The following is a 25,271-nucleotide window of genomic DNA, read 5'->3' as shown; positions in this document are numbered from 1 at the left end:
AAGTCATGAGTAAACGCCAAAACCTAGAACGATCAACACTACAAACAGGGGCGCTCGCGCCTCTGTTTGATCGTCTTACGGATCTAGAACCTCATTTAATCTCAGAACCCAGTTCTTATCAAATCCTTGACCCCACAGCGCTCAAAGATTCCATACAACGCGAACTTGAAATGATTCTTAATACACGACCAACTGTCCTTCGTCCTCCAGAAGATGGGCATGGAGAATTTATATCAGATCTTGCTCTCCCTCAATTTTTTGGATTAAGAGATTTTTCATGGTTTGATGGCGCAAGCGATCTTGGGAGACGCACAATTGGCCTCGAAATCGAGCGCGTTGTGACTTACTATGAACCTCGCCTTAGGAACATAAGAGTCTTTGTCAATAAACATCCCAAAGATCCTTTATCTTTAGTCGCAGAAGTGACAGGAGACCTTAAAATTGGCAAACTTTTAGAACGTTTTACTTTTCCCATCACCATTCATAACTTGCTTCAGCGAGACGAATCTTAAATTAATCCCTCATTTTAAATAACATCATTTTTAAAATAGGCTATTTTCTGTTAACCTTCTGAAGGAAGGTAATAATCCATCATGAGCTTATTTTCTCTTAAATCAAATTTTCAACCTGCTGGTGATCAGCCAGAAGCTATTCAACAATTGCTTGAAGGCCTAGAAAAAGACGAGCATAATCAAGTTCTCCTTGGTGTCACAGGATCTGGAAAAACATTTACAATCGCTCATGTTATTGCCAATAGTAACCGTCCAGCCCTTGTGCTAGCACCCAATAAGACTCTTGCCGCCCAACTCTATGGCGAAATGAAAGAATTTTTTCCTGATAATGCCGTTGAATATTTCGTTTCTTATTATGATTATTACCAACCCGAGGCTTATGTCCCTCGATCGGATACTTACATTGAAAAAGAAGCGACAATTAACGAACAAATTGACCGGATGCGCCATTCTGCAACCAGGTCACTTCTTGAGAGACGCGATGTTATTATTGTTGCAAGCGTTTCCTGTATTTATGGTATAGGCGCCGTAGAAGATTATGGAAAGATGATTATAGAGCTTCGCCCGAATGAAGTCGCTAATCAGCGAACCCTGTTGCAACAGCTTGTTGAACTTCAATATAAAAGAAATGATATTAATTTTCAGCGCGGAACTTTTCGCGTCAGCGGTGATACACTTGAAATATTTCCATCTCATCTTGAAGATCGAGCATGGCGCCTTTCATTCTTTGGAGATGAAATCGAAAGTATTTATGAAATTGACCCCCTCACAGGAGAGAAGATTGGAGCTCTTTCTGAGATCCGCATTTTTGCGAATAGTCACTATGTCACCCCTAAACCCACTATTATGCAAGCCATTAAAAAAATTCAAGGAGAGCTAAAAGAACGCCTCATAGATTTCGAACAACAAGGAAAGCTTCTTGAAGCACAAAGAATAAGAGAAAGAACATCTTTCGATCTTGAAATGCTTGAAACAACAGGTTTTTGTTCAGGAATTGAGAATTATTCTCGTTATCTCACAGGTCGCCAACCTGGCGAACCCCCTCCAACTCTTTTTGAATATTTGCCCTCTGATGCTCTCTTAATTGTTGATGAAAGCCACGTGGCTGTTCCGCAACTGAAAGGAATGTATCGAGGAGATTCCGTTCGAAAAGGGACTTTAGCTGAATATGGCTTTCGTCTTCCATCTTGTCGCGACAATCGCCCTTTAAAATTTGAAGAATGGGAAAAGATGCGTCCCCAGACCATCTTTGTTTCTGCAACTCCAGGCCCTTGGGAACTTGAACAAACACAAGGCACCTTCATCGAGCAAATTATTCGTCCAACAGGTCTCATTGATCCTATTTGTATTATTAGGCCAACAACTCATCAAGTGGATGATTTGATTGCAGAATGCGTCGAAGTTGCTAAAAAAGGTTATCGTGCTCTTGTGACTACGTTAACAAAAAAAATGGCAGAAGCTTTAGCTGAATACCTTAACGAAGCCGGCGTGAAAGCACGTTATTTGCATTCTGATATCGATACTCTTGAACGCATTGAAATTATCCGTGATTTACGTTTAGGCATCTTTGATGTTTTGATTGGAATCAACCTTCTCCGTGAAGGTTTAGACATCCCTGAATGTGCGCTAGTAGCCATTTTAGATGCTGATAAAGAGGGATACCTCAGGTCAAGAACTTCTCTAATTCAGACTATCGGCCGTGCAGCCCGCAATGTAGAAGGGCGCGCAATTTTGTACGCTGATAAGATGACTAACTCTTTAAAGGCAGCCCTTGAAGAAAGCTCCAGACGCCGCGAAAAACAACAAGCTTATAATGCCAAATACGGAATCACACCTGAAAGTGTTAAAAAAACAATTGGAGACGTTCTCTCCAGTGTTTATGAACGTGATCATACGACAATTACCCTTCGAGAAGAAATCCAAGATCTTGTCGGGAAAGATTTAGAGAAATATAAAAAAGATCTTGAAAAACGAATGCTTCTTAATGCCGCTAATCTTGAATTTGAAGAAGCCGCACGACTAAGAGACGAATTGCGCGCTTTAGAATCTCGTCAATTGGAGTTTTTACATCGTTAATTTTCGGCTTTTCTCACAAGAAAATTTCATTGCGAAACAAAGCTATCATCCATTTTTTTTGTTTTTTATATGTTTTGTTAGCAAAAAGGTCTGTTAATTCAAAAACAGATAGAAAAAACGATCCGAATGAATACTGATTAAATAATACTATTAAAAATAGAAATTTATAAGTATACTTATAAATACTTAAATATTTTACTTTCCACAAATACTGATACTTATTACATAAATACTGCCTCGTTAATGCTTTGATTTTTAAAGAGATATAAAAGTATTGACACAACTATTTTTATCCATAAAATGAGCCTCATAAAAAAGTTTGATTGAAAGGAGATCGCGTGTTTATTCAAACAGAAGAAACACCTAATCCAGCAACCCTTAAGTTCCTTCCTGGACGAGCAGTCCTTGCAAAGGGAACTATGGACTTTCCCACCAGAGAAAGCGCTGAATCATGTCTTTTTGCAAAGACTCTTTTCACCATTAATGGCATTACAGGTGTCTTTTTCGGCTCTGACTTTATTACCTTAACCAAGCATGATCAATACGATTGGCTCGTCCTAAAACCTAAAGTCCTCGGATTTATCATGGATTATTTTATGCACCATGAAATCGTCGAAATAATCCAAGAAAAGCCCCAAGCCTCTGCAGAAAATGATTCAGAGATCGTGAAAGAGATTAAAGAAATCCTTGACGGCCGCATTCGACCTGCTGTCGCTATGGATGGCGGCGATATTGTTTTTAATCGCTTTGAGGATGGGATTGTTTATCTTGAATTGCAAGGCTCATGCTCAGGCTGCCCAAGCTCTACCGCAACTCTTAAGACAGGAATTGAGAATATGCTGAAACACTATATTCCAGAAGTCCAAGAAGTTCGAGCTGTTAACTAATAGTCTGCTTTAATTATTCAACCAATTATTGAGAAGAAAAATGATAAGAACCCCACAAAAAGCGTTCAAACATTTCTTTGATCGTAGTTTCATCGGCCTCATGAGTGTTATGGTCGTTGTTCTTTATAGTCTTGCCGTGACGTGGACACCTGAAACATTCTTTTTATCCAGCATAACGACAGAACCTCATAAAAATGCAACGTTTTCCATGGCTTCAAAAAATACGACCTTTAAGCTTGCAAAGAAAATAAATCATACAGATAATCATATTGTTGAAGAAATTTCTGATAAGAATCTTCCAAGCACTCACGAAGAACTAATTTCCACTGGAATCCCTCGAGTTTTTGCCACTCATCTTCCTGCAGAACTTGGCATGGTGATCAACATAAAAAACAAACAAGACATGTTTGTTGAAACTTTGCTCCCTCATATTTTGAAATATAATGAAGATATCCTTGCAGATCGTACCTATCTCTTGCGCTTAAAGCGTATTGTTGACAGCGGTAATTCTTTAAGTTTGGAACAACGTTTATGGCTACAAGATCTTACCAAACGTTATCATCTTAAACGCCTCTCGTTTGATGAACTTCTAAAACGTGTTGATATCATCCCAGCCTCTCTCGCTTTAGGACAAGCTGTGATTGAAAGCGGTTGGGGTGGCTGTAAATATGCCCGCAAACAAAATTCCCCTTTTGGATTTATGCAAGATAAAACACAACTTATAACATTCGATTCTTTATATAATGCTGTTAAAGCTTATATGGATACCCTTAATAAACATCCTGCTTACGATTCATTACGTCGTATCCGAGCACAACAGCGTCAAGATGGGCTTCATCCCTGCAGCTTAAAGCTTGCTGATGGCTTGTTATATTATTCAATAAGACGACAAGCTTATACACGTCAACTAAAAGAGCTTATTGATATCCATTCGCTTAAGCAATATGATTATGCTCGCTTTAAATCTGATTTGAGATCTTGACAAATCAGCCTAGTCTCTCGTCTATAAAGAAAAGTTAAAAAGAAGGTTCTATTGGCATGAAGCCGTTTTCCTCAGAATTTTTAAAAGAATCTCATGCTCGAGGTTTTATTCATCAAGGTACTGATTTAGAAGGATTAGATCAACTTTTGAGCAGTCAAACTGTCATTGCGTATCTTGGGTTTGATGCCACTGCGAAAAGTTTACATGTCGGTAACCTTGTTCAAATTATGCGACTCCGGCTTCTGCAACGTTCAGGCCATAAGCCAATTGTACTCATGGGGGGTGGCACAACCCGTATTGGCGACCCTTCTGGAAAAGATGAGATGCGTCAAGTTCTTGATGAGACTAAGATTGCAGAAAATCTTGAAAGCATAAAAAAAATCTTCGCGAAATATCTCACCTTTGGCGATGGCCCAACAGATGCTGTGATGGTTAACAATGCAGATTGGCTTAATAGCTTAAATTATCTCGATTTTTTAAGAGATTATGGACGTCATTTCTCAATCAACCGAATGTTGACATTTGATAGTGTGCGTCAACGCCTAGAGAGAGAGCAATCTTTAAGTTTCCTTGAATTCAATTATATGATCCTGCAAGCATTTGATTTTCTTGAACTCCATCGTCGTTATGGCATTAAGCTACAAATGGGGGGAGCCGATCAATGGGGCAATATTATAAGTGGTGTAGACTTGATCCGTCGCCTTACTCAGCAAGAAGCTTTTGGCTTAACATCACCTTTAATTACAACAGCTTCAGGCGCCAAGATGGGAAAAACAGCGCAAGGCGCTATTTGGCTTGAGGCGAATTTGTTGTCTCCTTACAATTTTTGGCAATACTGGCGCAACACAGCCGACGGTGATGTCGGCCGTTTCTTACGACTTTTCACAGATCTACCGCTGACAGAAATTGAGCGCCTTGAAAAACTTAAAGATGCAGAAATAAACGAAGCTAAAAAAATTCTTGCAGATGAAACGACCAAACTCTGTCATGGCGAAAATGCCGTTCTCGAAGCCCGAAAAATAGCTGCAAATCTTTTTGAGAATCCTGAAGGAAATCTTTCAGCTTCCGCTATTCCAACTATTCTTATTGACGAAAACTTATTTTCTCAAGGGTTGCCTATTTACGAAGCTCTCCGGTTAGGTGGCCTTGCAGAAAGTAATGGAGAAGCTCGTCGTCTTATCCGAGGAGGAGGCGCTCGCATCGATGATCAACCCATCGAAAATGAATCTCTCTCATTGAATTTAGGGGACCTTAAAGACAAAGATTATTTTAAGCTTTCTGCTGGCAAGAAACGACACGTGCTATTGAAACTTCAAAAGGCTTAAACTAAACAGATTTCAGCGATATCACCTTGACATCAATAAAAATCCAACGTTTAATTTAAAATAGTTATAATAAAACCATTTAATATAAAAATAATGAAAATTCTTGTCGCTGTTAAACGGGTGGTCGATTACAATGTTAAGATTCGTGTAAAATCTGATCAAACAGGTGTAGAACTCAACAATATAAAAATGAGCATGAACCCTTTCGATGAAATTGCCGTCGAAGAAGGCGTAAGGCTTCGTGAATCTGGAGTTGCCTCAGAGCTTGTTGCAATTTCCATAGGCGCTTCTATTTGTCAGGATGTTTTACGCTCAGCGATGGCCTTAGGAGCTGATCGCAGCATCCTCGTTGAAACAGAGCACACTCTTGAGCCTTTAGCTGTTGCCAAAGTTTTAAAATCTCTTGCTGATCGTGAAAAACCTGACCTTATTATCTTAGGTAAGCAATCAATTGATGATGATTGTAACCAAACAGGACAAATGCTTGCGGGTCTTTTAGGATGGCCGCAAGGAACCTTTATTTCGGACCTACAGATTGAAGATGGGCATGCTCTTGTGACCCGAGAAGTTGATGGAGGATTAGAAAAACTTCAACTTACACTCCCTGCCGTGATAACGACTGATCTTCGCTTGAATACGCCTCGTTATCCTAAACTTCCTAATATTATGAAGGCAAAACAAAAACCTTTAGAGACAATTAAAATCACTGATTTAGGAATTGATTCAACACCGCGTCATCTAATCCTTAAAGTGACTGAACCATCAAAACGTAAAGCCGGGATTAAAGTTAAAGATGTTCAAGACTTAGTTGAACGCCTTATAAAAGAAGCAAAGGTGATTTAAATGAGTGTTCTCGTTATTGCTGAGCATGATACTCGGGTTTTAAAATCTTCCACCCTGAACACGATTACAGCAGCTCAAAAAATTTCACCAACTATTGACCTTCTCGTGGCAGGTTCTAAGATTGACTCAATTGTAAAAGAAACCTCTTCTATTGAAGGGCTCGAACGTATTCTCTATGCAGATCATCCGCTGCTTAACCAAAACCTTGCAGAACCTCTTGCTGACCTTATTGCAATGCTTGGAAAAAATTATACGCACATTCTTGCCCCAGCTTCAGTCTTTGGAAAAAATTGCCTACCTCGCGCCGCAGCTCTCTTAGATGTCGCTCAACTTTCTGATATTATTGCGATCGAAAATTCAGATACTTTTATTCGCCCTATTTACGCGGGTAATGCGTTAGCAACGGTAAAATCAAATGATCCCATCAAGGCGATAACTATCAGGACAACAGCTTTTCCTCCTGCTCAAAAAGGAACAAAAATAGCCAAGATCGAGAATATTTCTCCGTCATTTACAACGACTACACTTTCTTGTTTTATTGAACGTCTTGAAGTGCCTTCAGAGCGTCCAGAATTAACAGCTGCAAGAGTTGTTGTATCAGGAGGTAGAGCTTTAGGAAGTAAAGAGAATTTTGCGCTTGTAGAGCAACTCGCTGACAAATTGAACGCCGCTATCGGCGCCTCTCGAGCTGCTGTAGATGCGGGTTTCGCCCCCAATGATTATCAAGTGGGTCAAACAGGTAAAATTGTTGCCCCAGATCTCTATATCGCTCTCGGAATCTCTGGGGCCATCCAACATTTAGCTGGCATGAAAGATAGTAAAATCATTGTGGCAATCAACAAAGATGAAGAAGCCCCCATTTTTCAAATCGCCGATTATGGCCTTGTAGGTGATATCTTTGAACTTGTTCCTCAATTAATTAAAATATTAGAAACAGAACAATCCTCTCAATAATTTTTTGATTAATTGTTATCAATGTGCCTTTAGATTTCTCCAAAAGAATCTAATTAAGGCAGGTTCCTCAAAAGCTCAATTATGATAGAAATTTTATATTCTCTTAAAACACTAGATGACTGTTCTCAGTTTTTAAGTTAAGATTTAGTAAATTATTTTAGGTTTTAAGCATGACAATTGAACTTTCTAATCTTCCTTTTGAGGAAGCCATGCGTGAGCTTGAGGCGATCGTCCGAAAGCTTGAAGAAGGACGTCTTCCTCTTGATGAAGCAATCAAAAATTATGAAAGGGGTGCGATTTTGCGCACACATTGTGAGAATCTTTTGAAAGACGCTAAATTAAAAGTTGATCAAATTGTTGTCTCTCCTGAAGGGACCCTTTCTTTGGAACGCTCCCCCCTGGAGGATGAAATATAAGTGAGGTTTTAAGTGGAAGAATTAACCTTTCTGCTTCAAGAAATACGCTTTAAAATAGATGACCACCTAAAAAAAACTATTGCTATCTTTTGCAAAAATACCCCTCATCGCCTTTATGAGGCGATGGAATATAGCGCCCTCTCTCCTGGAAAACGCTTTCGAAGCTTTTTATTGCTCGAATTTGGCCAAGCTTTTGAAGTTCCTGAGACTCAACTTCTTCAAGTTGCGACAGCGATTGAATTTGTGAATGCCTACTCTCTTGTTCATGACGATCTTCCTTGTATGGATGATGCAGCTTTAAGACGCGGACAACCAACCACTCATCTTAAGTTTGATGAAGCCACGGCCCTTCTTGCTGGAAATTCTCTTCTTACAGCAGCGTTTCAACTTTTAAGCATGGAAGACACCCATTCAGACCCAACCATACGTCTCCACCTAATTATGGCGCTTGCAAAAGCGTGTGGCTCTCAAGGAATGATGGGAGGGCAAATGTTGGATCTCTTAGGAGAAACGAGACTATTTAGTTTAGATGAAATTCAACAAATGCAAACCTTAAAAACAGGTGCTCTTCTCATTTTTTCTTGTGAAGCAGCAGCAATCTTAGGTAATAAAGACGCTCATCTCATAAATGAAGTTCGTCGCTTTAGTACTCACTTAGGTCTTGCTTTTCAGATTACAGATGATCTGCTTGATTATGAAAGTTCACCAGAAAAAACTGGAAAAACAGTTGGTCTTGATAAGCAAGCGAACAAAGCAACCTTTGTAAAACTTCTCGGAATTGAAGAGGCACGTATTCGCGCAAAAGAAGAAGTTGAAAAGGCTTTACTGGCTCTTCAAGAAATCGGCCTTTCTTCTTCTAAACTCGAAAAAGCTGCTTTGTCTCTTTTAACCCGTAGTCTCTAAGCTCCCTTTATCCCTTGTTGCTCAGCAAGCATACCTTCCAACCAGTGAATATCATAATTACCTGCAATGACATCTGGATGATTCACTAATTTTTGGTGCAAAGCTAAATTAGTTTGAATCCCCCCAATAACATACTCTTGAAGCGCACGTCTTAAGCGCATTAAACAAGCTTGACGATTCTCACCATACACAATGAGTTTTGAGACTAAGCTATCATAATGAGGAGGAACCGTATATCCATTATAAAGATGGCTATCAACGCGCACATGCAACCCACCAGGAGCATGATAGTTTGTAATTTTTCCTGGACTTGGAATAAACGTTTCTGGATCTTCCGCATTGATCCGACATTCAATCGCATGCCCTTTGAAGCGGATATCTTCTTGAGTTAAGGTGAGCTTTTCGCCTGCCGCAACTTTAATTTGTTCACAGACTAAATCAACACCTGTAATCATTTCGGTGATAGGATGCTCAACTTGAAGACGCGTATTCGTTTCAATGAAATAAAATTGTCCGTTTTCATATAGAAATTCAAATGTTCCAACACCTCGATATCCCATAGCACTCACTGCTTTAGCAACAAGAGTCCCAAGTTCATGGCGTTGTTGTGGGCTAATTGCAGGAGAATTAGCTTCTTCCCATACTTTTTGATGTCGTCTTTGGATAGAACAGTCTCGTTCTCCCAAGTGGACCGCATTGCCATAATTATCAGCTAGGACTTGAATTTCAATATGGCGTGGCGTCTCAAGATACTTTTCCATGAAAACTTGTTCGTTGCCAAAATTGGCTTTGGCTTCACTGCGAGCAATCGAAAGAGCTTCTGAAATATCCTCGAAGCGACGGACAACTTGCATCCCTTTACCACCCCCGCCACCTGCTGCTTTGATAAGCACAGGAAGTCCAATTTTTTGTGCAAAAGCGAGCCCTTCTTCATCTGACGAAATCGGCCCATCTGAACCTGGCACAACAGGAATTCCTAAAGCTTTCACCGCGTTTTTTGCCGTGATCTTGTCTCCCATGATACGTGTATGCTCTGCACTGGGACCAATGAAAGTGAATCCATGTTCTTCAACCATTTGAGCAAATTCATAATTTTCAGACAGAAAACCAACACCTGGATGAATCGCATCAGCCCCAGAAATTGTGGCCGCTGAAATAATGGCTGGCATATTGAGGTAGCTTCCTTTAGCCGGAGCTGGGCCAACACAAAGGCTTTCATCTGCTAGACGGACATGCATTGAATTTGCATCCGCCGTTGAGTGAATAGCAACCGTGCCAATGCCCATCTCGCGACAAGCTCTTAGCACGCGAAGAGCAATTTCACCGCGGTTTGCAATTAGAATTTTCTTAAACATTTTTTTACTCAATGATTAATAATGGTTGATCAAATTCAATAGGATCGCCATCGCCAAACAAAATTTGACTTACTGTTCCTTCTTTAGGAGCACGAATCTGATTCATAACCTTCATGGCTTCAATAATAAGAAGTGTCTGGCCTTGAGTGACTTTTGTTCCTACTTTGATAAAAGGCTCTGCCCCTGGCGTGGAAGCCGCATAAGCTGTTCCTACCATCGGCGCTTTTACAGCACCAGGATGACGACTTATATCAACTGGAGCAGCTTCTTGGGGCGCGAGAGCAGGCGCAGCCCTAGATAGAGTAGGAATGATTGTAGGAGTTTCAACTGTCGCAACTGCCGTTAAATTGCGCGCAATCCTTAAACGGCTATTTTCTTGCTCTATTTCAATTTCTGATAGGCCTGTTTCATTAAGGATTTCTGCAAGTTTACGAACAATTTTTTCATCAAAAGATAAAGGGTTTGCCATGCGGTTCTCTCGTATACAAAGTTATTAACTTGATGGGGTTATACCATGGACAAAAGTAAAAAGCCAAATAGTATCAACAGGACAACTTAATTATAAATTTAACTTATTGTAAAATAATAATTTTAATTTCTAAATTCAATTTCCTTTAACTGGCATGTCTCAGTCCATAAAAGGTAAGATTTGATCTCTTTATTCGGATAAATATTCTGAATAACTTCTTTATAAATCTCTATTTTTTCTCTCTCTTCAAGCGAAATTTCCGTTAAAAATTCAGTAGGATCCGTTTTATAAGTCACTATATAAACAACTTGATCCCGAACAACGACGAGATCGATTTGTCCGGTGACTTGTCTCCCCTTATAATGCCCTGCAAAAGGAACTTCTGGATATATCGCCTCCGCAAATAAAAAACTTAAATTCGGATGATTTAAAATATTGATCACAATATGATAGCATTTTTCACATAATTCCCTAGAAATTGAAGAAAAATATAACCTAAAAATCTTTTCTGCTTCTTTTTCATAAGATTCTGGCGAACAGAGAAGTAAATTTTTAAACAATTTACGAAGAATTTGTTCCTGAAAATATTGACCTCCTTCACCTTGGTTAAGAACACTTTCTTCAATCATAGAAGAAATCAATCCTTCCGTTTTCTCTTCTTGGGGAAAAGGATTCTGTAAATATTTCGGCAAAGAAAAGGACGACTTGTTAGATGAAGCTTTCATTAGATCGGAGATATGCTTTACTTGAGATTCTTTATAAATCCGTAATCCTGTCCCTTTGACAGACCCATCATCAAATTCTATTTTTTGAGAAATCGGCTCTAAAGCTTGCGAAAGAACTTCATACCAAGACTCTGCGGCTGTTGTTCTAGACTTAACACCAATAATATAGAGATGTTCCTCAGCTCGAGTCATAGCCACATAAAGAAGACGCCAATATTCAGCTTGCTGTTCTGCTTGCAATGATTCTTTGATTTTTTTCAGGGGATTTGGCAGCTCATCATGAGAAGATGCCCACAACAAAAGTGGATTTGGTTTCTCTTGCCATAAAAATTTATCGCGCCAAACAGGCTTTGTCGTGGTGTCAGCTAGAATCACAACGGGGGCTTGTAATCCTTTTGCCCCATGAACCGTCATTATTCGAACTCCACCATTTGCTTTTGAAAAATCTCTTTTCACTTCAATGTCAGTTGATTTTACCCATATGAGAAAGTCTTGTAGAGAAGAACAGTGTTTTCTTTCATAATCTAGACAAAGAGTTAGGAATTCTTCGATCGCATCTAAACACTCTTCTCCTAAGCGAGCATGAAAATTTTTACGTCCTTCCAAACGGTTTAAAAGGTCAGAATACAAGGCAAAAGGCCCCACATAATCAACCTTATTTCGAAGCTCTGAAAGAAAAATATAATGTTTTTGATAAGCTACGTCTTTTTGAAGTCGTCTCCACAAGGATTCTCCTTGTCGATTATATGCAAGCCGAAAAAGATCTTCATCATTAAGCCCTACAAGCGGGCTCTTAAGAACACAGGCAAGAGTTAAATCATCGGAGGGTAACAATAAAAATTCCCCTAAGGCGATTAAATCTTGAATGGAAATCTCATTTAAAAGAGAGAGCCGATCTGGTCCTGTCACCGGGATTCCCTGTGCTTTTAAGGCAGAAATTAAAGAAGACATCAAAGAGCTTCTCTCTCGAAGCAAAATCAAAATATCCGAAGGTTCTATAAAACGCCCTTGAACTTCTAAGTAAATTTTTTGATCCAGCCATTTTTTAATTTTTTGAGCAAGACATTCACTCAGATGGTCTCGATTCGTTGTTTCTTTATCTTCTGATTCAAGTAAGGGCCATAGTTCAACAACCCCACCCTTGTGCTCATGATGACTAATATGCCTTACTTCTTCGCCCCCTGTTGTGATAGCAGATTTAACTTCTTTATGAGAACAAAGGGCATTCACAGCTTCTAAAATAACTGAGGTTGATCGATAGGATTTTTCCAATGAAAGTGCATGAAAATTCTTCTGAGCGGCTTTAATTGTGCGCTGATATAGAGTGCTCTTTTTCTCAAAAATTGCAGGAGACGTTCCTTGAAAACTATAGATTGACTGTTTTGGATCACCCACGGCAAATAGGGTGCGACTTGTTGACCGTGCACTCATACCCGCATAAAACTCTTCAATTAATGCTTGGATAATAGCCCACTGCGCTTCATTGGTATCTTGAGCTTCATCAATTAAGAGATGATCAATCCCTCCATCAAGCTTATATAAAACCCAAGCGGAGAGATCCACATCGGTTAAAAGTAACTTAGCCTTTTGAATAAGATCGTTGTAATCGAGAGAGTGTTTTATATTTTTTAGGCGCTCATAATTTTCTAAGATAACGGCGCCCAAAACATATAAAGCTTCTGTCATTTTCATACTAAAGAGGCTTTTTTGTTTTTGAAAAACATCCTGAAGCGCCTGAGCTTCTTTAATCAACACATCTAAAACATAAGGAAAATCCTGACAAATCGCCGTCGAAGCTAATTTTTTACGAATTTCTCCTTCTACTGTTAGAAAATGACTCGCATAAGAATCAAAATCTTTCTGCGTAAAAGAATCTTGTAAAGCAAGGAAAGCTTGAATAGCTTCACCGCGCGCGACATCTGTTTTCCCGCCTTTTATTAAGCAAGAACTCACATTTTTAAGCTCATCTAAATGCTCTTTGTGAGCCTCTTGAAACTGAAGAAGATAGTCTTCAGCCGTATCTGTCTCACAGCATCCAAAAAGCTCCTCCAGATTATGACGGGCTATTTCAAGACCTTTACCTAAGACTCTTTGAAGACGTTCAGGTCTTTCAATAAGGTTCTCTATAATTTCTTGAAAAGTTGATACATGTAAACGTTCTGTTAAGAGTGTTATTGACTGCTTCAGTATTGAAGAAGTGGTAGAAAATGTCAAAATCTCTTCAACAGCCTGGGTTAAAAGTGCTTGGCTTTCATGCTCCGCTAGAATTTTAAAATTCGGCACAATTCCCGCTTCCACAGGAAACTGCACAAGTAAAGACTGACAAAAACTATGAATTGTCGTAATTCGTATGCTAGGGACCACATGTATAAGATCTATAAAAAGAGAACGTGCTTTGGCTTGTTCTTCTTGAGAAGGAAGTCTTTCTAAAAATTGCTCTAGACTCTCTTTTAATTTTCCATCTGAACACGTTGCCCACTCTAAGGTATGATTGAGGAGCCTCTCTTTCATTTCTGCGGCAGCTGCTTTTGTGAAAGTAAGGCACAGAATTTTTTGAGGTTCAGCGCCTGTCAATAACAACATAAGAAGTCTATCTGTAAGGATTTTAGTTTTCCCTGTTCCTGCTGAAGCAGACACCCATACATTAAAGTCTGGATTAAGAGCTAAATGCCTTGAATTAGAAAGCTGCATTACAAACCCTGCCATTCTTGAATTCTCGATAAATGATGATAAGGTGAAAAAGACGGCGCAATCTCAAGAATCGGACAGGAAGCATAAGGTTTTTTGGGATCATCATATTCATTAATCATCTCTTGAAGAGATTTTAACGCTTTTTCAACAAGATCACCTTCGGCCATATCCAAAAGCATGCCTGCTGGTTGCCCTCCTGATAAATGCATATACCGCATTACAATTGAACGATGAGAATCTATTCCTTGAAATCCTCCTCTTTGTAAAATAGCCGCCTCAAGAGGAAGCTGTGGTTTTATTCCCTGGTCGATTTCTTTTCGGGTTGGAAGCCTTCCCGTTTTATAATCAATAAGGCAAGCTGTTCCATCTTCATTAAGGTCAATTCTATCCGCTGTTGCTTTAAGTTTGAAAAGCCCAAAAGGACCTTCAAGGAAGATTTCACCTCGGGCTTCGACAAATCTTGTGGTTGGGATTAATGTTCTTTCAACCCCTAAAAACCAGGTGATAAGTCGATTAAATCGCGTCCACCAAAATGACGCAACAACAGGATGACTTAAAGCGTCATTAAAAGTATTCTTTCCTAAATTAGAAAGAATTTCATGAGCTTGTTCATCTTGTACTGCATTTCCTTGTTTAAAAAATGTTTCGAGAATTTGATGAATCATCACCCCAAACAAGGCTGGACTGAGCCCTGGCTCCAAAGGGTCCAGAGGTTTCAACTTTAAGATTTCTCGCGCATAAATAGAATAAGGATCCCGAATCCATGTCTCAATTTGAGTCACACTCAACGTACGAGGCCGCGCCTCAAGAGGAGGACAAGGCGCAGGACGAAAAAGGATTTTTTGCTCTAAAGGATGATCTAAAATTTTTGCCCATTGCTGATAAACAGAACTTAAGTAGTGAGTTTCGTATTGCCCTTTGGCTTTAAGTTTTGCCAACAATTCTAACCACCATCTCGATGCAGGCTCAATCTGCCCTTCTTCACGCAAAGCCCGCGTCAAAATAACTTCAGGCGCTCTTAAAAGATTAACCCATAAATTCTTTTTAAGCTCATACCACTTAGCTCTCGTTGGGAGCCCTAGAATAGTTCGCATACCTTCATTCAACCAAGGACTTTGTTGAGAGTTCCCTGGCCAATTTTTCTCGTTCATCCCGCCAATAATTAGATAATCAACTGTTTGTAATTGAGCCTCTAGAGGCCCCCAGATATGGAGTCTTGGATGAACACCATAAGAGGGCCGAAGCGTTACTTGATTTAGAAGTTTTTCCAAAACAAGCGGATAATCTGTTCCCTTTATTTTAAGATGGCTTAAAGCTCGATCCAGTCCTTTTAATTGTGACGTAAATTCCTTGTAGCCTCTATAATCTTCAACCGTATCTGATGATAAAAATTTAATAAATTGCACATGTGCCTCTACTAAATCCTTTAACCGAATTGTTTGCTGTGAAAGCAAATATTTTAAAGAAGAAGCTCCTTCTTGAAGAGAAAGTAAAAAATTATAGAGCTCTGTTCCTTTCGGAATTTCTTTTAGAAGAGAAAATATATTGCCGGAAAATAACCGACCCCGCAAATGCTGGATTTCAAGTTTCTCTATGTGAGTTTTATGGATTTGAGCCATATAAGGGTGCTTAAGTAAGCTCAAAAAGGAAATACTTTCGAAATCTTTCAAAACACAATTAAGGGAATGCCTAAAAAAAAGACCTAAAGGAATCTCTGATAAATTCTTCCCATAAGAATCATCAATATTTAAATTCCACCGCGCAAGTTCCGATATAACGCGTTCTGCCAAAGCACGCAAAGGCGTAATTAAGGCTATTGTTTTATCCGATTCCTCAAGTTGCTCTCTCATTAAGAGAGCAATAACTCTGGCTTCTTCTTCAAGAGATGAAAATTCTCTTAAATGGAATTTTTGAGTCAGTGTCTCTGTGCGCGTCGCTGCTCCTTGTTTTTCATCTTGAGAAAAGGATGTTTCAGCAGAAAATAAATTTATGAGTGTCTTTTCTTCCAAACTATTCCAGCAATTTTCTCGATATACTTTTCCTTTGGGAAGTTGCTCTATCGCCGCTATAAATCTTTGCACAACCGGAATATCTTCCTCAAAACCCGCTGCAATGACCGGAATCTGCAGAGGATTTTGCTTCCATGCCTCAATCTGTAAATTAAGAAATTGCACAAAATGTATACACGGATCGCTGCGTTTTATTTGCCTTAAAAAACGAGGCCATCTCTCTTGAATGATTTCCAAATATTTTAAGTTCTCTTGCCAATGAGCCGCAAAAGCTTCAGGCGTTAATTTTCGGGCTCTCTCGAAAGGTATTTCAGCAAAAATAAATTCATCATGGAGGGATGACAGAGATTCTGCAAATTGGTTCGCTTGTGATTCTTCACGTACATATGGCTTTAAAAAATTAATAAAATGCAATTCACGTTCAAAAAAAGAGACTGGTGGAAGCAATTTACCTAAAAAATTATCGGCCTGAGTCGCCCAATCTCTCAAAGTAGTTACCTGCGGCAAAATAAATGTGTTGCCGGGAAAAAGGTTTTGCAATTCTTCAATAAACTGTCGTTTTGCACGTCGGGAAGGCAGAAAAACGAGGGCTTTAGATACCTCCAAAGGCTCCTCTTGACACGAATGATAGAGCTGCCATGCAAGTTGCTTTAAAGGATTAGCAGAGGACTTAGATAACGTCTGAAACGAAAGCATCTAAGTGAATTTTCTCTAAACGACTGACCCAATTCCCATGGGGTATAAGGCCTATTTCACGCGTTTGATTATCACCTTGCAGCTTCAATGAAACTTCAAGATAATTCTTAAAAATAAACTCTTTTCCTAATCTCTCTGGCCATTCCAAAAGGATAATTCCGCGCGCAAACGCTTCCTCTATCCCCAAATCCCAAATTTCTGTAGATGATTTAAGCCGATAAAGATCAAAGTGCCAAATATCTCCAGGAGTCCTCTCATAAATTTCTACCAACGTAAAAGTAGGGCTTGGTACTGTCATCTCAGGGTGGGTCAATTCTCGAATGAACGCTCGAGCAAATTCTGTTTTCCCTGCCCCTAAATCTCCTTGCAACATAATCACATCTTTTGGCGCTGAACATTGAGCAAGTTGTTGAGCTATTTGTTGCGTTTCCTGAAGCGTGGATAAAAAGAAAGTTTTCATGACTACTTTACTGCCCTTCAATCACAACAAATGCTAAAGCTTGAGTTTGAGTATCAGATAAACTCAGATGTAAAATTTCTTTTTGATACCCTTCTAAGCGTTGCTGTAAAATTCGTTGTGCCATACCATAAACACGAAGCTGGGGCTGCCCTGTTGCTTCGTTGTAAACTTCTACTTCAGTTAACAAAATCCCTTGAGAAAAACCTGTTCCTAGCGCTTTTACAAATGCCTCTTTCGCCGCAAAACGTTTTGCAAATGAGGCAGCAGGACGAGATAAAGCCAAAGCAGTTGTGATTTCAATAGGCGTAAAGACACGTTTCATAAACCGATCCTTATGACGATTCAATAAGTCCTCTATACGCTTGATTTCTACAAGATCAGTCCCAATACCAATAATCAATTTAAGCCTTACAATTCCAAAATAATTTCTCTATAGCTATCATAGAATGACTCTATGGTCACTATCAACACTCGAAATCGCTCGACAAATATTTAGGGTAAAAAACCGATAAGACGATGAACCTCTTTAAGAGTTGCACGCGCTTTGGTGGTTGCTTTCTCTTGTCCCACTTTGAGGATGGCTTCTAACTCACTCTTATCTTGTAACCATTTATTTGTCTCTTGACGAATGGGCCCTAAGGTAGATATCGCAAGTGCTGCAAGTTTAGGTTTAAAGATAGAAAATAAAGAACCTTTAAATTCTTGTAAAATCTTCTCAACAGAACATCCGGCCAGAGCTGCATAAATTGTCACTAAATTTTGGGCTTCCGGACGCCCGGACAATTCTTCTAAACTCTCAGGTAACGGTTCTGGATCTGTTTTAGCTTTACGGATCTTTTGATTTATCTCATCATCGCTATCCATCATATTAATCCGAGAAAGATCTGAAGGATCAGACTTACTCATCTTCTTAGTTCCATCGCGCAAGCTCATGACGCGAGGCGCAACACCTAAAATTTGAGGCTCTGGTAAAATGAAAAAATCACAATTATAAGCTCGATTAAAAGCGCCAGCGATATCTCTTGCAAGCTCAAGATGCTGTTTTTGATCTTCGCCAACCGGGACATGAGTTGTTTGATAGACGAGAATATCTGCCGCTTGTAAAACGGGATAAGAATAAAGCCCCAAGGCTGCTTGCTCACGCTGTTTGCCAGCCTTATCTTTAAATTGAGTCATACGATTGAGCCACCCAAGAGGCGTCAAACAACTTAAAATCCATGCAAGTTCAGCATGCTGGGAAACATGACTTTGCACAAAGACAAGAGATTTGCGAGGATCAATTCCTGAGGCAAGATAAGTCGCGGCTACCTCAAGTGTGCGTGATTTCAACATAAGAGGATCTTGGGGAACTGTAATTGCGTGAAGATCAACAATACAAAAAAGAGCCTCTCCTTCTGATTGAAGAGGTATCCAATTTTTAATGGCACCCAAATAATTCCCTAAGGTTAAATTTCCTGAGGGTTGAATGCCTGAAAAAATGCGCCTCATGACTCTTCTCCAAATTTAATCTTCTTAAATTTTTTCTTTGCCTCAATAAAATTTAAGGCCCCAGCTAATTGAGCAATACTCATAAAACTAATGATTCCACCGCCAACCAAATAAACCAAAGCAAGTATTTTGTCAGAATACGACCCTTCCAAGAGGGGCCCAACAAGTGACTTCAATATAAGGATAGCGAGGCTTGTGAAAAAACCCGCAACAAGCATCCTCGGAATAAAGTGTTTAATTCGGTCGTTCAAATGAAACTGCTTATGTTGCCAAAGTTTATATACCAGAATTCCGACATTAACCCATGAAGATATAGCTGTAGCAATCCCAATCCCCACATGACCATAAGAACGCACCAAACAAAGAGCGAGAACAAGATTTGTAACAATTCCTATAGCTGCCGCAATGAATGGAATTAATGTATTCTCACGCGCAAAAAAGGTGGAAGAAAAAACCTTAATGAGAATATAAGCAGGAAGACCCATTGCTAAAGCGATAAGTACATAAGAAGTTTGTTCTGTTGCATAAGCAGAAAAATGTCCATGCTCAAACAACACATGAACCAATGGTTTTGCTAACAAAATTAATCCTATCATGGCCGGAAAAGTGAGCAGTAAAGCATATTCTAACGCTAAATTCTGGCTTTGTTCTGCTTTTTGATACTCCTCGGCCCGAATTTGTTTAGAAAGAAGAGGAAGTAGAGCTGTTCCTACAGCTGTCCCTAACACGCTAATCGGAAGCTGCACAAGTCGATCCGCATAATGAATAAAAGAGACGCCCCCAGCAGGTAAAAAAGTTGCAATCAACAGATCTAAAAGTAAGCTAATTTGAACGACGCCAGAACCGGCCAAAGCTGGCCCCAAAAGTTTAAAGAATTTCTTAACCCGTGGCGTAAATTGAGGACGAGATAAATGCAAAACAATATGATTTTTAAAGGTGGGAACTAAGACCCATACAAACTGAACGATCCCACAGACAAGGACCCCCACTGAGAACGCATAACCATCTGTCGCTAAACCGAACCCCATCAATAAGTAGACAATCGCTATTATTATAATATTCCCAACCATTGGGGAAGAAGCAACAGCCGCAAATTTATCAAGAGAATTTAAAATACCACTATAGAGCGCGGTTAAAGACATAAAAAATATAAAAGGAAATGTAATACGGGTAAATTGAACGGCGAGCTGAAATCTCTCCGGTGTCTTTGAAAATCCATGAGCCACGACGGAAAGGATCTCAGGCATAAAGATTTCAACAACAGCCACAAGAATAAATAAAACAACTAATAAAACCATTAGGATTTCTTCAGCAAAACGACGCGCTTCGTCTTTCCCTTTGGTGGCTAAAATGCCTGAAATCATGGGCACAAAAGCAGCATTAAAAGCTCCTTCTGCAAGTATTTTACGAAACATTGAAGGAAATTTCAGCGCAAGGACAAATGCATCTGCAACAATACTTGCCCCCAAGAATCGAGCCATGAGAATTTCGCGCACAAAGCCAAAAACACGACTTCCCATTGTATACCCACCAATTGTTGCAATGGAACGTACAAGAGTCATTCTATTAACCTCTATTTATTTTTATTGTTGTCATATCACAATTTTTAAAAACCGTGCCAACGATTTATCAGAAGGAAATATCCTCTTTTAAAAACAAGGCATGAAGCGACTTAAGGTACAAGTTTTTAAAATTGTAATTTCTTTCTGGTTAAGTATTTACCGATATCTTGCCAATAGAATGCTTTTGAAGCGATGGCCGAAATACCATATCCCATCCCTCCTAATAAAATAGTGATAAGTAAATGCCAGAGTTTATAGGAAGAACAAAAATGAGATTTCAACCCCCAATCAAGCCCTTTAATAAAAACACCCATCAAACATGTTGCAAGAATAATCCGTGGAAAGCGTACCTTGAAACGTTCATCGAATTTGATGAGGCGCTCCTTTGTTAATATCCGCAAAAGATATCCAGCATTGATCCAGGCTGCTAAGGCCGTCGATAAAGCAATGCCCACATGCTTTAAGGGTACTATCAAGATAAGATTACAAACAATATTGGTTCCTAAAGAGAAAAGAGCTGCCCTTAACGGCGTTTTAGTATCAAGCTTGGCGAAAAAAATAGTCGATAATATTTTAATCAGAATGTAAGCGGGTAACCCTAAGGCAAAAGCCGCTAAAACCTTTGAGGTTTCGAGAGATTCATAGGCTCCAAAATGGTTTCGCTCAAAAAGCACCGAGATAATCGGATGCGCTAATAAAATTAAAGCGGTTGCCGCAGGCAAGGTGAGAATCAGCGAATACTCTAAAGCTCTATTTTGCATATAAACGGCGGCGTCTATTTCACCTCTCTGAAGATGCTTGGCCGTCAGAGGTAACAAGGCGGTGCTCATCGCAATCCCAATCAAACTTAACGGTAATTGATTGAGACGATCCGCAAAAAATAAGAAGGAAACGGCCCCTGTCGGAAGAAAAGAAGCAATCATAACGTCAACAAACAAATTGACTTGAACAACTCCGGCACTTATAGCCCCAGGAACCATCGTCTTTAAAAGGTTTTGAACATCAGATGTAAGCTTGGGCCAAACCCATTTAAAACGCACTCCATGAGAATACGCTGAGTAATGAAGCCAAGCATACTGACCTATTCCGGCAACCATCACACCCCAGACCAAAGCATGCCCTATTGTTGGGAAAGATTTATTGAAAGCCAGCATGGCTGTAATCATGCTGATATTGAGGAGAATTGGGGCAGCAGCTGCCGAAGAGAAACGACCCAATGAATTTAAGATCCCTCCCAAGCAAGCACTTAAGGAGATAAAAAGAATATAAGGGAACGTAATTCTTGTAAAATCAATCGCATATTGCAAGCGCTCTGGTGTTTCCTCAAATCCAGGCGCCAAGATATAGATTAACCAAGGAATCGTCACTTCTACAAAAGCAACCAGAAGCACAAGCACCAAAAAAAGAACAGATATAATTTGTTCTGCATATCGTGTTGCTTTTTCTAAGCCTTCACTCGTATAGAGTCGTGCAAAAAGAGGAACGAAAGCGGCATTAAAAGCCCCTTCTGCAAAAAGACGCCGAAAAAAATTAGGGAATTTAAAGGCAACAAAAAAGGCATCGGCAATCGGACCAGCCCCTAAAAATGAGGCAATAAGGATATCCCGAGCAAATCCAAGAATTCGACTGATGGCCGTGAAACCAGCGATCGTTGTAACTGACCGTAGTAAATGCATTTATGCCCTAACGTTTCTTTGTAAATTCACTATAGACCTTTCTGTTATATAAAGTCTTGCTTTCTTGTGGAAATAAAAAATTTTTCATATTGCTTTAAACTTGAAAGACAGCCTTGACTATAGATGTCTTTTAACAAATTTTTTCTGAATCATCTTGATTTTCCACCTGCAAAAAGCTTTGAACACTCTAAGGTTCGAGTCTTTAATTATCAAGAATATGGCTCCCTCAGCTCAAACCCCCACTCCCCTTTAGAGGAGGGGCTGCTAGATCAATCTGTTGTGGAGCAGACCACGCCATCGGAATCTTTACTTCAATCTCATGTTCTATCATTCCAAGCCCTTGAAGATCGCTATGCGCTATCCAATACCCAGAACGCCCGATTTTATCCCCACGACGCCACCACTTCTTTTCAAGGCTCGATCCAGTTAAGGTATTGATGAGGCCTTCAGGAAACTTATCCTGCAGGAGGCGACTAATATCCGTACGACCTTCATACCGTTGATACCACTCTGCCGTCACTGTGACATCAATCGCAGCCAAGGGAGTGGCAGTCCGGGAAATTTTCAAACTATCTCGAAAAAAATTTCCTTTTATTTTGAGGGATTCTTGGCCCCAGAAATAATCGGATAAGGTTACCTTTGGAGTCGTTCGCGACCAACAATAAAGGGCAGATCTTGCTTCAAGATTTTCAACAGGATCCTCTACATGATCTTCTTGGATAAAAAGGGGATCCCAAAAAGGCGCTTCTTTCAATGTCTCAGTAAGATCTTGCAAGATTTCTTTCGCATGACTGGGCTCGGCAATCAAAAGGATTTTTAATGTCTCTCCCTCAATTTGTTCAGGAATCGACAAAATTCTTCCTCGAAATAGGAGCTCAACCCCGTACCCTCGATCGCCTGAAATAAAAGCCCATTGGTGCCGATCTGGACTTAAAAGGCCACATTTAGGATTAATAATTTGCACACATGCCGTGGGATACTTGGCCTCTTGTCCGACAATCTCAAAACTAAACAGAGCCTCATCCTGACGCGCATGAATAACAGGGTCAAATTGGTCATTCTCATGACACCATACAAAATAAAATTTCATTCTTACCTCTTTCTGTTTAACAAACCTATCGACAACCTTTCTTCTTTCAGGATATAAAAACTAAAATATTTTTTAACTAATGAAGTCCCTCTCATGAACCCAACTGATAAAATGTTTCCTTCCTCCCATTCTTCACTGAACTGGCTTACACGTAAAGGATACCTCCAAGGTGTTTTCTGGATTGTGCTGGTCTGCCTCATTAGTAACCTTAATGATATCCTCATGCGCCTAGCGGGAACACGACTTCCTAGTATGCAAATCTCTTTCTTCCGTTTCTTTTTTGCCTTTCTCACTCTCATTCCTTTCATTATTACGCGCGGGAAAAACGCTTTTAGAACGGCTCAACCTGGCTTTCATTTTTTACGCGCCATTCTGGGATTTGGTGCTGTTGCTTTTTGGTGTACAGGCGTCAGTAAAGCCCCTCTTACCGTGGTCAGCACCATCGCTTTGACGGTTCCCATTTTTGTTCTTCCTATGGCATTTCTTCTTCTCAAAGAAAATGTCGGCTGGCAAAGAACAACTGCAACTCTTACAGGCTTTGCGGGAATTCTTGTCATCATCAAAGGAACAGCCGGCGAAGAGAGTTTTTTAAATTCTCTTTATCACCTCGATAACGGCTCTGTTTTTCTGATCGTTGCCGCTATCTTGTTCGCTCTAAGTGACATCCTAAATAAAAAAATGGTTCATCAAGAATCTCCCCTAACCATGTTGTTCTATTTTGCAGCAGGAACATCTTTATTTGGAATCATCCCCGCTGTCATGGTCTGGGAAACACCCACGACCACCGAACTTTTTTATCTCTTTTTCTTGGGCGCCGGAGGCAATTTAATCCTTTATTTCCTTCTTAAAGCTTTCGCCGCAACCGATGTTTCTGCTCTTGCCCCTTATCGCTACGTAGAGCTCATTTTTGCAACCTTTTTTGGGTATGTCTTATTCCAAGAAATCCCAACAGAAATGACCCTATTAGGTGCCTTCATCATTGTACCTAGTACATTTGCCATTGCTTATTACGAGACACGACAACAAGCAAAAAAGGCTTAAATCAGAATACACATCTATCCTCGGTAAAGCGGGAACAGAAAACTTCTTCTTCGGGAATTTCTCTCTTATTGGAGTCCTGCCTTCACGCCATTGCCCCGAAAAAAGGCCTCTTACACTTCTTCAAGTTCAATTCCCCATCCGACTTGATGCCCCCATTCATCTGTTTCAATCCTATGATGCGTCATCATCATATCAAGTAACGGCCGATAGCTGATAAAGAGCCTCTTGCCTTCAAGAGGAGCTTCCTCTAGAAGAACTTCTGCCTCATCAACTTTGAGGATTTTTACCGTTTCCCTCGTGTCATCAAAAACAATGACAGAGCCTTGAATCGGGACACGAGAAAGTTCTATCTTTTTCTGCTTCCCATCTCCGACAAACTCTTGACATAGCCTCTGGATACAGCCAACACGCACGAGCCCCCCTCGCCACCATTTTTCAATTGCAGGCGTTGTTTTATCGTTGCCTCGAATCTTGGTACGATACTTACAGTGAGTCTCATTCCCAATAAAGATGAGCTTACCTTCAATCGTACGCCGATATTCTCCATTTCGAATGGGCATCAAGAGTTGATGACATCCCCGGGCCGAGAAAGGTGGAAATCCACCCCCTTCGATTGTTAAATCTGTTTCCATGATAACCTCCTTACCATCTTACCCATCGAGGCAAGGGATGAGCTTGGGCCAGAGATGTCCGGCGTAAATATCCCTCAAGTGCATCAATAATGGCCTGCTCGTCTTCATAAGAAGGTTCTTGTGTTAAACCAGCCTCTAGTCCTAATTGATGAATATTCTTTGTCTCTAGTGTCATGTGATACCTCCTTTTTTAATTTATGATTTGTTTTTTCTAGTTTCAGACATCTGGGAGGCTCTTATTCCGGTCCCGTGCATCATGTTTCTCTTTCTTAAAGACCACTCAATCAGCATTTCTTGATCTTTATCTTTGAACGTTTTTATCTGTTTAAAAGTCATTTTTATTCTCCCTGTTTTGTTTATTTAGTTTTCTAATCTTTGTGTGCCTTTCGGCACGTTTTTTCTTTGTTGTAGGGTCTCATCAAAACCTCTTATTTCTTGGTTTTGATGTTCTGAGGTCATCGATAAAGTTTCCCTCGGGT

At 39.9% G+C, this 25,271-nt stretch carries 23 protein-coding genes; 10 read left to right on the top strand and 13 right to left on the bottom strand.

Translation table 11 applies throughout. The features are described from left to right. Positions 1-5 precede the first annotated feature (5 nt). The 9 genes from tssE (at position 6) to J0H12_05950 (ending at position 8,898) form a co-directional block, all read left to right on the top strand. The gene (tssE, locus tag J0H12_05990; protein ID MBN9413455.1) at positions 6-512 is read left to right on the top strand and encodes a type VI secretion system baseplate subunit TssE; all 507 of its coding nucleotides are present in this window, start codon (positions 6-8) and stop codon (positions 510-512) included. A 78-nt stretch (positions 513-590) separates the two neighbouring features. Beyond that, entirely contained in the window at positions 591-2,588 is a 1,998-nt protein-coding gene (gene uvrB / locus J0H12_05985; protein MBN9413454.1) for an excinuclease ABC subunit UvrB, read from the top strand. A gap of 338 nt (positions 2,589-2,926) precedes the next feature. After that, a complete protein-coding gene (locus tag J0H12_05980) occupies positions 2,927-3,475 on the top strand; it encodes a NifU family protein (GenBank protein MBN9413453.1) in 549 nt (182 codons plus the stop codon). 40 nt (positions 3,476-3,515) lie between these two features. Beyond that, a complete protein-coding gene (locus J0H12_05975) occupies positions 3,516-4,457 on the top strand; it encodes a glucosaminidase domain-containing protein (protein MBN9413452.1) in 942 nt (313 codons plus the stop codon). Positions 4,458-4,513: 56 nt separating this feature from the next. Next, positions 4,514-5,782, top strand: coding sequence for a tyrosine--tRNA ligase (locus J0H12_05970; protein MBN9413451.1), 1,269 nt, complete (start codon positions 4,514-4,516; stop codon positions 5,780-5,782). 93 nt (positions 5,783-5,875) lie between these two features. Continuing rightward, positions 5,876-6,625: an electron transfer flavoprotein subunit beta/FixA family protein gene (locus tag J0H12_05965; protein ID MBN9413450.1), complete on the top strand. Its 750-nt coding sequence runs from the start codon at positions 5,876-5,878 to the stop codon at positions 6,623-6,625. After that, positions 6,626-7,579 (top strand): FAD-binding protein, encoded by a 954-nt coding sequence (locus J0H12_05960; protein MBN9413449.1) that lies wholly within the window; start codon positions 6,626-6,628, stop codon positions 7,577-7,579. It begins immediately after the preceding gene. 170 nt (positions 7,580-7,749) lie between these two features. Next, positions 7,750-7,995 carry an exodeoxyribonuclease VII small subunit gene (gene xseB, locus J0H12_05955; protein MBN9413448.1) on the top strand — a complete coding sequence of 82 codons (246 nt, stop codon included), beginning with the start codon at positions 7,750-7,752 and terminating at the stop codon, positions 7,993-7,995. 12 nt (positions 7,996-8,007) lie between these two features. Further along, positions 8,008-8,898 carry a polyprenyl synthetase family protein gene (locus J0H12_05950; GenBank protein ID MBN9413447.1) on the top strand — a complete coding sequence of 297 codons (891 nt, stop codon included), beginning with the start codon at positions 8,008-8,010 and terminating at the stop codon, positions 8,896-8,898. Here J0H12_05950 and accC read toward each other — a convergent pair. The 10 genes from accC to J0H12_05900 form a co-directional block, all read right to left on the bottom strand. After that, positions 8,895-10,253: an acetyl-CoA carboxylase biotin carboxylase subunit gene (gene accC / locus J0H12_05945; protein ID MBN9413446.1), complete on the bottom strand. Its 1,359-nt coding sequence runs from the start codon at positions 10,251-10,253 to the stop codon at positions 8,895-8,897. The two genes, J0H12_05950 and accC, sit on opposite strands and share 4 nt — an antisense overlap. Before the next feature lie 4 nt (positions 10,254-10,257). Beyond that, positions 10,258-10,722 carry an acetyl-CoA carboxylase biotin carboxyl carrier protein gene (gene accB, locus J0H12_05940; protein MBN9413445.1) on the bottom strand — a complete coding sequence of 155 codons (465 nt, stop codon included), beginning with the start codon at positions 10,720-10,722 and terminating at the stop codon, positions 10,258-10,260. A 122-nt stretch (positions 10,723-10,844) separates the two neighbouring features. Continuing rightward, the gene (gene addA / locus J0H12_05935) at positions 10,845-14,153 is read right to left on the bottom strand and encodes a double-strand break repair helicase AddA (GenBank protein MBN9413444.1); all 3,309 of its coding nucleotides are present in this window, start codon (positions 14,151-14,153) and stop codon (positions 10,845-10,847) included. Next, the gene (addB, locus tag J0H12_05930; protein ID MBN9413443.1) at positions 14,138-16,843 is read right to left on the bottom strand and encodes a double-strand break repair protein AddB; all 2,706 of its coding nucleotides are present in this window, start codon (positions 16,841-16,843) and stop codon (positions 14,138-14,140) included. The genes addA and addB overlap by 16 nt, the downstream gene beginning before the upstream one ends. Next, positions 16,818-17,303: a tRNA (adenosine(37)-N6)-threonylcarbamoyltransferase complex ATPase subunit type 1 TsaE gene (tsaE, locus tag J0H12_05925; protein ID MBN9413442.1), complete on the bottom strand. Its 486-nt coding sequence runs from the start codon at positions 17,301-17,303 to the stop codon at positions 16,818-16,820. Before tsaE ends, addB begins: the two co-directional genes overlap by 26 nt. Before the next feature lie 7 nt (positions 17,304-17,310). Further along, complete coding sequence (locus tag J0H12_05920) at positions 17,311-17,703, bottom strand: holo-ACP synthase (protein MBN9413441.1); 393 nt, start codon at positions 17,701-17,703, stop codon at positions 17,311-17,313. Between the two features lie 92 nt (positions 17,704-17,795). Continuing rightward, positions 17,796-18,791 carry a tryptophan--tRNA ligase gene (gene trpS / locus J0H12_05915; protein ID MBN9413440.1) on the bottom strand — a complete coding sequence of 332 codons (996 nt, stop codon included), beginning with the start codon at positions 18,789-18,791 and terminating at the stop codon, positions 17,796-17,798. Then, positions 18,788-20,353 (bottom strand): murein biosynthesis integral membrane protein MurJ, encoded by a 1,566-nt coding sequence (gene murJ, locus J0H12_05910; GenBank protein ID MBN9413439.1) that lies wholly within the window; start codon positions 20,351-20,353, stop codon positions 18,788-18,790. The genes trpS and murJ (J0H12_05910) overlap by 4 nt, the downstream gene beginning before the upstream one ends. Before the next feature lie 125 nt (positions 20,354-20,478). Continuing rightward, positions 20,479-22,029, bottom strand: a complete 1,551-nt coding sequence (gene murJ / locus J0H12_05905; protein MBN9413438.1) for a murein biosynthesis integral membrane protein MurJ — start codon at positions 22,027-22,029, stop codon at positions 20,479-20,481. Positions 22,030-22,255: 226 nt separating this feature from the next. Then, positions 22,256-23,119 carry a hypothetical protein gene (locus J0H12_05900; protein ID MBN9413437.1) on the bottom strand — a complete coding sequence of 288 codons (864 nt, stop codon included), beginning with the start codon at positions 23,117-23,119 and terminating at the stop codon, positions 22,256-22,258. A gap of 93 nt (positions 23,120-23,212) precedes the next feature. Here J0H12_05900 and J0H12_05895 point away from each other — a divergent pair, with 93 nt between their 5' ends. Continuing rightward, positions 23,213-24,160: a DMT family transporter gene (locus tag J0H12_05895; GenBank protein ID MBN9413436.1), complete on the top strand. Its 948-nt coding sequence runs from the start codon at positions 23,213-23,215 to the stop codon at positions 24,158-24,160. Between the two features lie 110 nt (positions 24,161-24,270). Here J0H12_05895 and J0H12_05890 read toward each other — a convergent pair whose 3' ends face one another. From J0H12_05890 to J0H12_05880, 3 genes are read right to left on the bottom strand one after another with little or no spacing between them, the layout of a single operon-like run. After that, the gene (locus J0H12_05890; GenBank protein ID MBN9413435.1) at positions 24,271-24,792 is read right to left on the bottom strand and encodes a hypothetical protein; all 522 of its coding nucleotides are present in this window, start codon (positions 24,790-24,792) and stop codon (positions 24,271-24,273) included. A gap of 10 nt (positions 24,793-24,802) precedes the next feature. Beyond that, on the bottom strand, positions 24,803-24,967 hold the full coding sequence (locus J0H12_05885; protein MBN9413434.1) for a hypothetical protein: 165 nt from the start codon (positions 24,965-24,967) through the stop codon (positions 24,803-24,805). Positions 24,968-24,987: 20 nt separating this feature from the next. Beyond that, positions 24,988-25,128: a hypothetical protein gene (locus J0H12_05880; protein MBN9413433.1), complete on the bottom strand. Its 141-nt coding sequence runs from the start codon at positions 25,126-25,128 to the stop codon at positions 24,988-24,990. Positions 25,129-25,271 lie beyond the last annotated feature (143 nt).

The organism is Candidatus Paracaedimonas acanthamoebae (assembly GCA_017307065.1).
GTDB lineage: Bacteria > Pseudomonadota > Alphaproteobacteria > Caedimonadales > Caedimonadaceae > Paracaedimonas > Paracaedimonas acanthamoebae_A.
The sequence above is the reverse complement of the archived record's forward strand: the minus strand, read 5'-3'. Positions and strand labels throughout refer to the sequence as shown.